This is a genomic window from Bradyrhizobium sp. 35, assembly GCF_023073215.1.
GTDB classification, from domain to species: domain Bacteria; phylum Pseudomonadota; class Alphaproteobacteria; order Rhizobiales; family Xanthobacteraceae; genus Bradyrhizobium; species Bradyrhizobium canariense_D.
Window position 1 is genome coordinate 41381 of record NZ_JADPJC010000144.1, and the last position, 12476, is coordinate 53856.

At 65.6% G+C, this 12476-nt stretch carries 11 protein-coding genes; 5 read left to right on the plus strand and 6 right to left on the minus strand.

Annotated features, from left to right (window positions below):
- Positions 1 to 84: 84 nt before the first annotated feature.
- Positions 85 to 861, minus strand: coding sequence for an MBL fold metallo-hydrolase (locus tag IVB36_RS28955; RefSeq protein WP_018460024.1), 777 nt, complete (start codon positions 859 to 861; stop codon positions 85 to 87).
- A 12-nt stretch (positions 862 to 873) separates the two neighbouring features.
- Positions 874 to 1785 (minus strand): DMT family transporter, encoded by a 912-nt coding sequence (locus IVB36_RS28960; protein WP_018460025.1) that lies wholly within the window; start codon positions 1783 to 1785, stop codon positions 874 to 876.
- A gap of 99 nt (positions 1786 to 1884) precedes the next feature.
- Here IVB36_RS28960 and IVB36_RS28965 point away from each other — a divergent pair, with 99 nt between their 5' ends.
- Positions 1885 to 2748 (plus strand): LysR family transcriptional regulator, encoded by an 864-nt coding sequence (locus tag IVB36_RS28965; RefSeq protein WP_026233925.1) that lies wholly within the window; start codon positions 1885 to 1887, stop codon positions 2746 to 2748.
- Here the strand turns inward: IVB36_RS28965 and pdeM are convergent.
- The 4 genes from pdeM to IVB36_RS28985 all read right to left on the minus strand — a co-directional run bounded on the left by pdeM (position 2745) and on the right by IVB36_RS28985 (position 8539).
- Positions 2745 to 3416, minus strand: a complete 672-nt coding sequence (gene pdeM / locus IVB36_RS28970) for a ligase-associated DNA damage response endonuclease PdeM (protein WP_018460027.1) — start codon at positions 3414 to 3416, stop codon at positions 2745 to 2747. The genes IVB36_RS28965 and pdeM overlap by 4 nt on opposite strands.
- Positions 3417 to 3469: 53 nt before the next feature.
- Entirely contained in the window at positions 3470 to 6046 is a 2577-nt protein-coding gene (locus IVB36_RS28975; RefSeq protein WP_247393469.1) for a ligase-associated DNA damage response DEXH box helicase, read from the minus strand.
- A 222-nt stretch (positions 6047 to 6268) separates the two neighbouring features.
- Positions 6269 to 7498, minus strand: coding sequence for an ABC transporter substrate-binding protein (locus IVB36_RS28980; RefSeq protein WP_247393467.1), 1230 nt, complete (start codon positions 7496 to 7498; stop codon positions 6269 to 6271).
- 114 nt (positions 7499 to 7612) lie between these two features.
- Positions 7613 to 8539: a methyltransferase domain-containing protein gene (locus tag IVB36_RS28985; protein ID WP_018460030.1), complete on the minus strand. Its 927-nt coding sequence runs from the start codon at positions 8537 to 8539 to the stop codon at positions 7613 to 7615.
- A gap of 65 nt (positions 8540 to 8604) precedes the next feature.
- Between IVB36_RS28985 and IVB36_RS28990 the strand changes: the two genes are divergently transcribed.
- The 4 genes from IVB36_RS28990 to IVB36_RS29005 all read left to right on the plus strand — a co-directional run bounded on the left by IVB36_RS28990 (position 8605) and on the right by IVB36_RS29005 (position 12475).
- Positions 8605 to 9642, plus strand: a complete 1038-nt coding sequence (locus IVB36_RS28990) for a ligase-associated DNA damage response exonuclease (RefSeq protein ID WP_018460031.1) — start codon at positions 8605 to 8607, stop codon at positions 9640 to 9642.
- Positions 9639 to 11297 carry an ATP-dependent DNA ligase gene (locus tag IVB36_RS28995; protein ID WP_018460032.1) on the plus strand — a complete coding sequence of 553 codons (1659 nt, stop codon included), beginning with the start codon at positions 9639 to 9641 and terminating at the stop codon, positions 11295 to 11297. The genes IVB36_RS28990 and IVB36_RS28995 overlap by 4 nt, the downstream gene beginning before the upstream one ends.
- A 119-nt stretch (positions 11298 to 11416) precedes the next feature.
- The gene (locus IVB36_RS29000; RefSeq protein WP_018460033.1) at positions 11417 to 11719 is read left to right on the plus strand and encodes a DUF6460 domain-containing protein; all 303 of its coding nucleotides are present in this window, start codon (positions 11417 to 11419) and stop codon (positions 11717 to 11719) included.
- Positions 11720 to 11740: 21 nt separating this feature from the next.
- Positions 11741 to 12475, plus strand: coding sequence for an MBL fold metallo-hydrolase (locus IVB36_RS29005; RefSeq protein ID WP_018460034.1), 735 nt, complete (start codon positions 11741 to 11743; stop codon positions 12473 to 12475).
- Position 12476: the final 1 nt, after the last annotated feature.

The following is a 12476-nucleotide window of genomic DNA, read 5'->3' on the forward strand; positions in this document are numbered from 1 at the left end:
AGGCCTGCGTTAGGCGACTCGCTCTCACAATTACCGCCGCGGCGTACTGGATGCCCCGGTCAAGCCGGGGCATGACAGTCGGGGCTACGGCGCCTGCACCACCGTCGGCACGCCGGGCTCGAGCAATCGCAGCCGCGTCCCGAAGCCGAGCACGTCGAAGGTCTTGCGTAGATCCTCGCTGTTCTGGCGGAAATGCGCCCAACCCTCCGTATGAACCGGCACGATCATCGCATCGGGGAAGGCGCGCGCGGTCTCGATGGTGTCGTTGGTGTCCATGGTCAGATGGAACGGCCCGCGCGTTTGCGCGGCGCCGGCGAAAGGCATCACCACGCCGCATTTGAAACGGCGCGCGACCTCGGCGACGCCGTCGAACCAGGTGGTGTCGCCGCTGATGTAGACCGATGTGGTGTCGGTCCGGCTCGACGACACCACGAAGCCGATGACGTCGCCTGACAGCGGCTCGATGCCGGCCGGCCCGTGACGCGCCGGGGTCGCAGTAATCGTCAGCGAGTTGCCGTCACGATCTTTCAGATGCGCCGTGCCCCACGGCGCCAAACCTTCGACATGCCCGCCGAGGCGCTGCGCGCCGGCCTCGGTGGTCAGCACGCGCTTCACATGTTTGAGAAAGTCGCGGCCGGAATTGTCGAGATTGTCCGAATGCTGGTCGTGGCTGAGCAGCACGGCATCGATCGGGCCGATCGCATCGGCCTTGAGCGCAGGGCCGATCGTCTTCTCCAGCTTCACATGCGGCAGCTGATAGGCGGTGTGCGCGTCATCGAAGGTCGGATCGGTGAGCAAACGGAAGCCATCGATCTCGATCAGCGCAGTGGGACCGCCGATCAGGGTGATGGAAATGGGCATGATGGACTCCTCTTACGAGACGGATTTGGCGGGCCGCGTCACCAGGTAGATGCCGAGTGCGACCGGGATGATTCCGAGCAGATCGCGCGCCTCGACATGTTCGCCGAGCACGAGATACGCAAACAGCATGCCGAGCGGCGGCATCAGGAAATGATAGGCACTGGCAGCCGTCGCGCCACACACTTTCAAGAAATGAAACCAGAGCCAGTACGCCAGGATCGAGCCGCCGAGCACGAGGAAGGCGAAGGCGCCGATCAGGCCCGGCGTGAAGTCGATGGCATGAACGTCGGCGAAGGTGAGCGCCACCGGCGTCAGCACGATGCCGGCGGCAAGATTCTGCACGCCATTGCCGACCCACAGCGAGCCCTTCGGCGCGAGCAGCTTGAACAAAATGGTGCCGGCAACGAGAGAGGCGAGCGAGGCCAGCGTGAACACGATGCCGTGCAGCGAGTCGGTGCCGACCGCCAGGCGGTGCCAGACGATCAAGGTCACGCCGATGATTCCGAGCAGGAGGCCGCTCGCCTTGCGCCAGGTCATGCCTTCGCCGAGCAGAAGCGCGGCGAGGCCCGCCGTGAACACCGGATTGGCCGACACGATCAGGCCGCCGAGGCCGGCGGAGACCGATTGCAGTCCGGTGTAGCCGAGGCCGAGATAGAGCGCGTTGTTGGCGACGCCGAGCACGGCGAAGATCGCGGCATCGCGCCAGGACAGCGACCAGTCGTCGCCGCGGACCAGCGTGGCACCGAGGATCAAGATGCCGGCGAGCGAGAAGCGCGCGGCGAGCAGGATCAGCGGCGGGCAATGGGTCACGCCGATCTTGCCGGCGACGAAGGCGTAGCTCCAGAGCAGGCAGAACAGGCCGATGGCCAGCGGCAGCGTGTTGAAGCGGCTGCGCGGAACGGCAAGCGAAGGGGCGAGCGACATGAGGGGCATTCTCCTGAGCCCTCGATCTAGGGAGCCGGCTTGTCATTTGGAAATTAAATGATTAACTTCCAGCCAGTGGATCTTCGAATGGAGGCAGCCATGCTCGATCTGGAGCTCCTGCGCAGCTTCGTGTCGGTGGTCGATGCCGGCGGCTTCACCCGCGCCGGCGAGCGCGTCCATCGCACCCAATCGACCGTCAGCCAGCAGATCAAGCGGCTGGAGGAGGATGTCGGCCAGGTCCTGCTGCATCGCGACGGCAAGGACGTGCGCCCCACCGAAGCCGGCGAGCGGCTGCTGTCCTATGCGCGGCGGTTGTTGTCGCTTGCGGAAGAGGCGCGCGACGTGCTGCGCCAGCCCGACGGCGAAGGCGCAATCCGGCTCGGCATCCCCGAGGACTTTGCGGCGTATCGGCTGGCGAAACTGCTCGGCGCGTTCTCGCGCTCGCATCCGGGCCTGCGGCTCGATGTGCGCGCCGACCAGAGCAAGAATCTCGCCCGCGACCTCGATCGCGGCGAGCTCGATCTGGCGCTGTTCAAGCGCGCGGCCGGAGAGAAAGGCGCGATTGCGGTGTGGCCGGAGCAGGTGCACTGGGTGACCAGCAAGAGCCATCCGATCCACGCCGATGTCGCCTCCGTGCCGCTGATCGGCTTTCCGCTCGGCTGCCTCTACCGCGCCGGCGCCATCCATGCGCTGGAAAGCGCGGGCCGCATTTGGCACATGTCCTATACGTCATCGAGCCTGGCCGGCATCCAGGCCGCGGTCGCGGCCGGCATGGGCTTGAGCATCCTGTCGGAGATGGCGATCCAGTCCGACCACCGCGTGCTGAGCGCGAAGGACGGCTTTGCGCCGATCAACCGGACCGAAGTGGCGCTGATGGCCGCGCCGGGCGCAAGTCCCGCGACGTTGCGGCTGGCAGATCGGCTGGCGGAGTTCTGCGACGACGTGCAGGCGAAAGCGGCTTAGCTGCACCGTGACGCGGCGATCGCGTGGACGCGGCGGTCGCCGAGCAGGTGCGCGACAAAACCGTTCATTGGAAAGATCTTTGCAAACGCCACATCGCGGATGCTGAGGCCGCCGGCGTAGGCGCCGAAGGCGGGCATCACGGCACGCTCGCCGTCACAGGCGAAACAGCGGCGCTCCATCGAGCGGCCGCGCGCGGAGACACGCGCCTTGGGATGAAGATGGCCGGCGATCTCGCCGCTCGCGCCCGTCGGCTCGTGGCGGAAGGTGATCGGACCGATCGCAACTTCGTCGGCGACGGTGCCGCCGAGATCACGCGGCAGCGCCGGATCGTGATTGCCTGAGATCCAGATCCAGTCGCGGCCAGCCTGCAAGGCGGCGACCGCGTCGCGATCCTCCGCCGACAGCCGTCCATGCGCCGTGCGATCGTGAAAACTGTCGCCGAGCGCGATGACGATTCGGGGATCATGGCGGGAGATGACAGCAGCGAGACGACTGAGCGTCGCGATGGTGTCGTAAGGCGGCAGCAGCACGCCGCGCATGGCGAAGCTGGAACCTTTTTCCAGATGCAGGTCGGAGACGACGAGCAGGCGCTGCTCTTCCCAGAATAGCGCGCCGGAGAGATCGGCCGCGAAGGTCACGCTGCTGATGCTGACATTCGAAACGCGCATGTCCTCGATATCCCCTGAAACCAGCGCGCCTGCCCCCACGTCAAAACCTGCTGTTATCCCATCGCCTCTTTGACGAGCTCGTCGGCGGCCTCCGCCAGGAGCTCGTCTCCAGCTTCGCCATAGACTGACTCGCGGCCGATTTCCAGCATCACGGGGACGGCGAGCGGGGAGACGTGGTCGAGTTCCCGATGCGTGATGCGGCCCCGGATGCGGGTGAGCATGTCGCTGAGGCGTCGCAGATCGAGCAGGCCAGTGGCGGCATCGGCACGGGCGGCGCGCAACAGCACGTGATCGGCCTGGTGCTTGCGCAGGACGTCGTAAACGAGATCGGTCGAGAACAGCACCTGACGGCGGCTCTTCTCCTCACCGGTGTGCCGCCGCGCAATCAGGCCGGAGATGATCGCGCAATTGCGGAACGTGCGCTTCATCAGCGCGGATTCGGCAAGCCACGCTTCGAGGTCGTCGCCGAGCATGTCGGGATCGAACAGCGCGTCGAGGTCGATCCTGCCGTCCCGGATCATGGAGGACATGTCGCCGAGCGCCCAGACCGCGATCGCATATTCATTGGCGACGAAACCGAGCGGCCGGGCGCGGGCGCGCTCCAGCCGGCGCGTCAAGAGCATGCCGAGCGTCTGATGCGCGAGACGGCCTTCGAAGGGATAGCAGACGACGTAATGCTTGTTGGCGCGGGGAAAACTCTCGACCAGCAGCTCGCGCACCGCCGGCACGCGCGAGACGTCCTTTTGCAGCGACAGCCAGTCGCGCACCTGCTCCGGCAAGGCGCCCCACGCGCGCCCGTCATCGAGCAGGCGGCGAACCCGTTCGGCAAGATAGGTCGAGAGCGGAAACTTGCCGCCCATATAGGACGGCACCTTCGGGTCCTTGTCGTTGGCGCGCGAGACATAGACCTGGTCTTCGACCAGGGTTTCGTAGCGCACCACCTCTCCTGAGAACACGAAGGTGTCGCCCGGGCTGAGACCCTCGATGAAGGCTTCCTCGATCTCGCCGAGCAGCCTGCCGCCGCGCGCGATCACGCCGGTCGACCCGCCTGCTTTTCCTTGACCTCCGCCGCGCGAGCGCACCAGCCGCACCTTGAGCATGTCGTCCTCGACGATGGTGCCGACATTCATCCGGTAGCTCTGCCGCACCCTGGGATTGGCGACGCGCCAGCGTCCCTCCTTGTCCTGCTTGATCCGCGCGAAACGCTCATAGGTCTTCAGCGCGTAGCCGCCGGAGGCGACGAAATCGACCACGTCGTCGAAGTCCTGCCGCGTGAGATCGGCGTAGGGCGCGGCGGTGCGGACCTCACCGTAAAGCTCGTCGGAGAAAAACGGCTCGCCGCAGGCGCAGCCGAGCACGTGCTGGGCCAGCACATCGAGCGCACCCAGGCGCAGCGGCGGCGTGTCCTGCGCATTCTCCGCGATGGCGTCGATCGCGACGCGGCACTCCAGCACCTCGAATCGGTTCGCGGGCACCAGCACCGCGCGCGAAGCTTCGTCGAGCCGGTGGTTGGCGCGGCCGATGCGCTGCATCAGGCGCGAGGAGCCCTTGGGCGCGCCGATATTGACGACGAGATCGACGTCGCCCCAGTCGACGCCGAGATCGAGCGAGGAGGTACAGACCACGCCGCGCAGTTTGCCCGCCGACATCGCGTCTTCGACCTTGCGGCGCTGGGCGACGTCGAGCGAGCCGTGATGCAGCGCGATGGCAAGATTGTCGTCGTTCATGCTCCAGAGATTCTGGAACAGCATCTCGGCCTGGCTGCGGGTGTTGACGAAAACCAGCGTGGTCTTGTTCGCCTTGATCAGCTCGTAGATCTCGGGAAGTGCGTGGCGCGCACTGTGGCCGGCCCAGGGCAGGCGTTCGCGCGTGTCCATCATCTCGACCAGCGGCGGTGCGGCGCCGCCGGCAAGGACGATGTCGGCCGCCGCTTCCTTGCCGCCGGGCTGCGGCACCAGGAAGCGCGCCAGCGATTCAGGCTCGGCCACGGTCGCCGACAGGCCAATCGCCCGCATCTGCGGCGCCAACCGCCACAGCCGCGCGAGTCCAAGCGACAGCAGATCGCCGCGCTTGGACGTCACCAGCGCGTGCAGCTCGTCGAGCACGATGCGCTTCAAGGAGGAAAACAGGAACGGCGCGTCGTCGGAGGACAGCAGCAGCGCAAGCTGCTCCGGCGTCGTCAGCAAAATGTCCGGCGGATAGCGCCGTTGCCGCTGCCGCCGCGACGTCGGCGTGTCGCCGGTACGGGTCTCGATCTTGATCGGCAGCGCCATCTCGGCGACGGGGCGCTCGAGGTTGCGCGCGATATCGACCGCGAGCGCCTTGAGCGGCGAGATGTAGAGCGTGTGCAGGCCGCCGGTGCGTTGCAGACTGCGGCCGGTGGAGATCACCGATTTCGCCGAAGCTTTGGGCGCGGAGCTCAGCTCGACCAGCGTCGGCAAGAATCCCGCCAGCGTCTTGCCGGCGCCGGTGGGCGCGATCAGCAATGCGGATCGGTCCTCGTGCGCCTTCTCCAGCAGCGCCAATTGATGCGCGCGCGGCGACCAGCCGCGGGCCGCGAACCACGCCTTGAAGCGGTCGGGCAGCAGCGCGGCAGGTTCGACCGGGATTTTGCGGATGCGGGGCGGCACGGCATCACAGGTAAGCCGTGGGGACGGGTTCGTCGAGGGGGTGAACGACGAGGGCGATACTGCCGTTCCCTCTCCCCTTGTGGGAGAGGGTGGATCGCCGCGAAGCGGCGAGACGCGTGAGGGGTATCTCTCCGCGAAAGAGCATCGTTCGAGTACGCGGAGAAAGCCCCCTCATCCGGCGCTTCGCGCCATCTTCTCCCACAAGGGGAGAAGAAAGCGCCCCTACTCCGACATCGGCTTGTCGGAGATGTCCCAGTCCTTGCCGGTGAAGGTGGAGATGAAGAGCGTCTTCATCGGCGTGTAATCGTCAGGCGTGTAGTCGTAAGTGACGCCGTCGAGGAAATAAGGCGAGTGGAAGCCTTTGAGGTTGGAAGCCTGCTTCAGCACGTTGGCGCGGGTGAGCTCGTCGCCGCAGCGGCGCAGGATCTCGCCCATGGTGACGGCCTGGCCGTAGCCGGCGAAGGCGATGGTGTTGTCTTGATCGATCGCCGGCGTGTACTTCTTGCGCAGCTCCTCGAACGCCATGACGTCGGGGTCCTTCTCCCATTTGGGCAGGCCGACTTCCTTGTTGTAGCGGATGGCGACGATGCCGGCGGCGTTCTCGAGGCCCGCGGCATTGAGGATGGAGCGGCCGGTCGAGCCGGCCGACAGCAGCTGCAGCGGCTTCCAGCCGAGCTCGGCTACTTTCCGGATCGACTGCGACGAGGCCTTGCCGGTGGAGATGTTGTAGAAGACGTCCGCACCCGACTTCGAGAGGTTGATGAGCTGGGAATCGACCGTCGGATCGGTCAGATCGTAGGTCTGCTCCATGATCACCTTGGCGGTGCCGCCGGCGTCTTCCAGAACCTTCTTGAAGGGGCCGAGGAAGTCGCGGCCGAAATCGTCGTTCTGGTACAGGATGCCGACCTTCGCGTTCGGCTTCACGCTGACGACGTGCCGCGCCAGGATCCGCGCCTCGGTCGGATAGAGCGGCAAGCCAGCCATCGTCCATTTGAACTCTTTCGGGTTATTCCACTTCGACGCGCCGGTGTTGAGCAGCAACTGCGGCACGCCCTTCGAGTTGAGGTATTTGTGCACGGCGGTCTGCGGCGCGGTGCCGAGCGAGCCGTAGAGCGCGAGCACCTCCTCCTGCTCGACCAGGCGCCGCGTCGCCTCGACGCATTTCGGCGCGCTGTAGACATCATCCATGGTGAGGAATTTGACCTTGCGTCCGTTGATGCCGCCCTTTTCGTTCAGCATCTGGAAATAGGCCTCGCCGACGCGCCCGAGCACGCCGTAGAGCGAGCCGGGGCCGGAATGCGGCACGGTCTGCCCGATCTTGATCTCGGTGTCGCTGGCGCCGGAATCGTATTTCTTCTCCGCGGCCCAGACATAGGGCGCGGGCAAGGTGGAGGCCGCGATGGTCGCGAGCGCGGCGGCGCTGAAATCGCGCCGCGATGGATTCCTGGTCATTGTTTGTTTCTCCCTGGTGCGCGCATTGTGCTGGCATCGCCGCACGGCTCGCAAGTGGGAAGTCGCGGCTTTGCGACGCAATGACGCTTAAAGCGCCGCTTATAGCGCCTAAACTCAAGTTTTCTCGGCGACCACGACGAGGCCGCCCACCGGTTCGTTGTTCTCGGTGCGTGGCGAGGCCTGCTCCAATGTGAGGAGCTTGAGGCCGGCCTTCGCCATCGCATCGCGCACATATTCCGCCGAATGGGCATAGCGCAGGCCTTCGCCGAGAACGATGCCGCTGCCGTCATGGGTCTCCAGCGTGAACGCAAGCACGCCGCCGGGCGCGAGCACGCGCCTGGCTTCGCCGAGCACCGGTGCGAGATCGGGGAGATAGACGAACGCATCGGCAGCGACGACGAGGTTTGCGCTCGCCTCGCTCCTGCTGCGCAGGCCTTCGATCATGTCGGCGACTTCGAGCTCGGCATAGAGGCCGGTGGCTCGCGCCTCCTTGACCATGCCGGGCGACAGATCGATGCCGATGAACTGGTCGACCTGTTTGGCGAAGGCGGCGGCCGCGAGCCCCGTACCGCAGCCGAGATCGATGGCGCGCTTGAACAGGGCGGGCTTCTTCGCGGCGACGCGGGCAGCCACCACCGCCTTGAAGATCAGCGACGGCGCGCGATAGCCGAGATCGTTGATCAGCACGTGCTCGAAGCGCGGGGCGTATTGATCGAACAAGGCCTGCACATAGGCCTTGGGCATCTCGGACAATTGCGCATCGCCGAGGCGTATCAGATGCAGATGAGCGCCATGCTGATCGCTCGGGTCGGACTCGCGCGATTTGCGAAAGGCCGCAATGGCCTTGTCGCGCTCGCCGAGTTGCGCGCGGATTTCGCCGAGCGTGAACCAGGCCGAGGTGAAATTCGGCGCAATCTCGATGGTCTGCTCCAGCAGGTCGGCGGCGGCCGCCAGATCGCCCTTGAGCTGGAGGTCGCGCGCGAACTCGAAGCGGCGGTCAGCCATGAGATCGCCGGAGGTCAGGAACAAGCGCAGGGGCATTGTGGGAACCAGGGAACGAAGCGGTGATGACTCGAAGATGCGGGGTCGCGACCTATATAACAGGCATGCGTCCGCAAGACATCCTGCTGCCAGTTGCCGCCGGCCTATGCTGTAAGCCGGGCGGCTTCCATATCGACCCCGTCCGGCCGGTCGAGCGGGCCGTGATCACCCACGGCCATTCCGACCATGCCCGCGCCGGCCACGGCGCGGTGCTGGCGACGCAGGAAACGCTGGACATGATGCGGCTGCGCTATGGCGAGAATTTTGCCGGCTCCACCCAAGCAATCCACTATGGCGAGGAGATCCGGCTCGGCGACGTCAGCGCGAAGTTTCACCCGGCCGGCCATGTGCTCGGTTCGGCGCAGGTCGCGGTCACCTGCAAGGACACCTGCATCGTCGCCTCCGGCGACTACAAGGATGCGCCCGACCCGACCTGCACGCCGTTCGAGCTCGTACGCTGCGACGTCTTCATCACCGAGGCAACGTTCGGCCTGCCGGTGTTTCGCCATGGCGATGCGGCCGACGAGGTCAAGAAGCTGCTGGCGTCGGTGGCGCTATTTCCGGAGCGCGCGCATCTCGTCGGCGCCTATTCGCTTGGCAAGGCGCAGCGCGTGATCGCTCTGCTGCGCCAAGCGGGTTACGACGCGCCGATCTATCTGCATGGCGCGATGGAGAAGATCACGCATTACTATCAGAGCCGCGGAATCGAGCTCGGCGAGTTGCGGCCGGCGAAGGGCGTCAAGAAGGCGGCGCTCGCCGGCACCATCACGCTGGCGCCGCCCTCTGCAACATCCGATCTCTGGACCCGCCGGTTTCCCGATCCCGTCACGGCATTCGCCTCTGGCTGGATGCGGGTGCGCGCCCGCGCGCGGCAACGCGGCATCGAGCTGCCGCTGGTGATCTCGGATCACGCCGATTGGGACGGCCTCACCGCCACGATCGCCGCGACCGGTGCCGGCGAGATCTGGGTTACCCATGGCCAGGAAGACGCGCTGGTGCATTGGTGCCAAAGCAAGGGTTTGCGGTCGCGGCCGCTCGATCTCGTCGGCTATGGCGACGAGGAGGAGACCGAGACGCCGCTCGCTGACGAGGCCGAAGCATGAACCGCTTCGCCGAACTTCTCGACCGCCTCGCCTACGAACCCGGCCGCAACAACAAGCTGCGGCTGATCACGAGTTATTTTCGCGAGGTCGCCGATCCCGATCGCGGCTACGCGCTGGCCGCGCTGACCGGTGCGCTGAGTTTCAAGCACGCAAAACCTTCTCTGCTGCGCGATCTTATCGCCCAGCGAACTGACCCGGTCTTGTTCGGCCTATCCTGGGACTATGTAGGCGATCTCTCCGAGACAATCGCGCTGATGTGGCCGAAGGCCGTGGGTGTCCACAACAACCCACCTCCCCCAACCCTCACCGAGGTGGTCACCACCCTGCGCACCCTCGGCAAGACCGAGCTGCCGAAGCAGCTCGAGCGCTGGCTCGACGAATTGGATGAGACCGGCCGCTGGGCGCTGTTGAAGCTCGTCACCGGCGCGTTGCGCATCGGCATCTCCGCGCGCCTGGCAAAGACCGCGGCCGCCGCGCTCGGCGACAAGGACCCGCATGAGGTCGAGCTGATCTGGCCCGGTCTCGCGCCGCCTTATCTCGACCTGTTCGCCTGGCTGGAAGGCCGCGGCGACAAGCCAGTCAATCGCGATCCCGCGCCGTTCCGTCCTGTCATGCTGGCGCATGCGATCGAGGACACCGATTTCGCTGCACTCGATCCCGCCGACTACATCGCCGAATGGAAATGGGACGGCATCCGCGTGCAGGCGGTGGCCGGCCGCGACGAGCACGGCCACATCACCGCTCGGCTCTATTCGCGCACCGGCGAGGACATCACCGGGAGCTTTCCGGACCTCGTGCCGTCGCTGCGGCTGCCCGGCGCCATCGACGGCGAGCTTCTGATCCTGCGCGAAGGGCGCGTGCAAAGTTTCAATTTTCTGCAGCAGCGGCTCAACCGCAAGGTCGTGTCTCCGAAGCTGATCAAGGAATTTCCGATTCATCTGCGCGCCTACGATCTGCTCGGCGACGACGAGAACGATTTGCGCGAGCTGCCTTTCGCGGAGCGGCGCGAACGGCTGGAGACCTTCATCGGTAAGCTCGACGATCCCCGCATCGATCTGTCGCCCACCGTCGCCTTCGCAAGCTGGGAGGCGCTGACCGCAGCACGCGCCGATCCCGCCAGCGCTGGTGCGGGCGAGGACGCGGACGCCGTCGAAGGCGTGATGCTGAAGCGGCGCGACGCACCCTATCTGCCGGGGCGGCCGAAGGGACAATGGTGGAAATGGAAGCGCGATCCGCACATCATCGACGCCGTGCTGATGTATGCGCAGCGCGGCCACGGCAAGCGCTCGTCCTACTATTCCGACTACACCTTCGGCGTTTGGACCGCAGGGCCGGGCAGTGACGAACTGGTGCCGGTCGGAAAAGCCTATTTCGGCTTCACGGACGAGGAGCTGCTCCAGATCGACCGCTTCGTGCGTCGCAATACCACCGAAAAATTCGGCCCCGTCCGCCACGTCGTGCACGAGCCAGACAAGGGGCTGGTGCTGGAGGTCGCCTTCGAGGGGCTGCAGCGCTCACCACGGCACAAATCCGGCGTCGCGATGCGCTTTCCCCGCATCAGCCGGCTGCGCTGGGACAAGCCGCCGCGGGAGGCCGACCGGCTGGAAACGCTGGAAAAGATGCTGAAAGCGGAGGCGGCCGAGGTTGAGGCTTAAGAAGCCCCGGGCGTGTGCTTGCCCGAATTAAAATCCCGTAAGCCGATTGACGCCCCCTCACAGGTTCCCCATGTCCCCGCCTTGCCCTATGATAGGTCGAATCCCCTGAGGAGTTTGAGATGGCCCACGACGTCAGAGATTTGCCGGCCGGCCGCAGTGACGGCCTGCACCGCTTTCTCGGCGGCTCGCCGCTGGCGGTCGCGTTTCGCCTGGTGCTGCTCTCGATCCTCGTCGGCGTCGTGCTGGCGGCGATCGGCTTCGACCCCTGGAATATCATCTTAAGCATTCGTCTTCTGTTCCAGCGTTTGTGGGATCTCGGCTTCGATACCGTGAACTGGCTGTGGCGCTACTTCCTGCTCGGCGCTGTCATCGTGATTCCGATCTGGCTGCTGATGCGCGTTTTCGGCGCGCCACGCAGGTAAAGGATTTGGAGCTGGCGGCCGATGCAATTGCGCTTTGTCGGCTGCGGCGACGCCTTCGGATCCGGCGGCAGGCTCAATACCTGCTTCCACGTCTCGGGGCGCGAAGCCAACTTCCTGATCGATTGCGGCGCGTCGGCTTTGCCGGCACTGAAGCGGCTGGAGATCGACCGCAATGAGATCGATCTCATCCTGATCACGCATTTCCACGGCGACCATTTTGCCGGGCTGCCGTTTGTCCTGCTCGACGCACAATTCTCGCGGCGGACGCGGCCGCTCACGATCGCCGGCCCCAAAGGCATCGAGACGCGGCTGCGTGAGGTGATGGAGGCTCTGTTCGAGCACTCCTCGAAGACGAAACAGCGCTTCGAGCTGTCCGTCGTCGAGCTCGCGCCCGAGCAGAGCCAAAGCTTCGGCGCGGTGACGGTGACGCCCTATCCCGTCGTGCACGGCGAATCCGGTGGACCGTTCCTCGCTTATCGCGTCGAAGCCGAGGGTCGCACGCTGGCCTACAGCGCCGATACCGAATGGACGGAGACGCTCATTCCGCTGGCGCATGGCGCCGACCTTTTCATCGCCGAAGCCTATATGTACGAGAAGGTGGTCAAGAATCACCTCAGCCTGACGACCTTGGAACAGCACCTTCCCGAAATCGGCGCAAAACGCCTCGTGCTCACCCATATGAGCGAAGACGTGCTGTCGCGCCTCGACGACATCGCCCATCTCGCCGCCGAAGACGGCATGGTGCTCGTGTTCTGAC

Bases quoted from the DNA above. Each gene is read 5' to 3' on its own strand.
- IVB36_RS28955 (WP_018460024.1), bottom strand. From the start codon at position 861: ATGCCCATTTCCATCACCCTGATCGGCGGTCCCACTGCGCTGATCGAG.
- IVB36_RS28960 (WP_018460025.1), bottom strand. From the start codon at position 1,785: ATGTCGCTCGCCCCTTCGCTTGCCGTTCCGCGCAGCCGCTTCAACACG.
- IVB36_RS28965 (WP_026233925.1), top strand. From the start codon at position 1,885: ATGCTCGATCTGGAGCTCCTGCGCAGCTTCGTGTCGGTGGTCGATGCC.
- pdeM (WP_018460027.1), bottom strand. From the start codon at position 3,416: ATGCGCGTTTCGAATGTCAGCATCAGCAGCGTGACCTTCGCGGCCGAT.
- IVB36_RS28980 (WP_247393467.1), bottom strand. From the start codon at position 7,498: ATGACCAGGAATCCATCGCGGCGCGATTTCAGCGCCGCCGCGCTCGCG.
- IVB36_RS28985 (WP_018460030.1), bottom strand. From the start codon at position 8,539: ATGCCCCTGCGCTTGTTCCTGACCTCCGGCGATCTCATGGCTGACCGC.
- IVB36_RS28990 (WP_018460031.1), top strand. From the start codon at position 8,605: ATGCGTCCGCAAGACATCCTGCTGCCAGTTGCCGCCGGCCTATGCTGT.
- IVB36_RS28995 (WP_018460032.1), top strand. From the start codon at position 9,639: ATGAACCGCTTCGCCGAACTTCTCGACCGCCTCGCCTACGAACCCGGC.
- IVB36_RS29000 (WP_018460033.1), top strand. From the start codon at position 11,417: ATGGCCCACGACGTCAGAGATTTGCCGGCCGGCCGCAGTGACGGCCTG.
- IVB36_RS29005 (WP_018460034.1), top strand. From the start codon at position 11,741: ATGCAATTGCGCTTTGTCGGCTGCGGCGACGCCTTCGGATCCGGCGGC.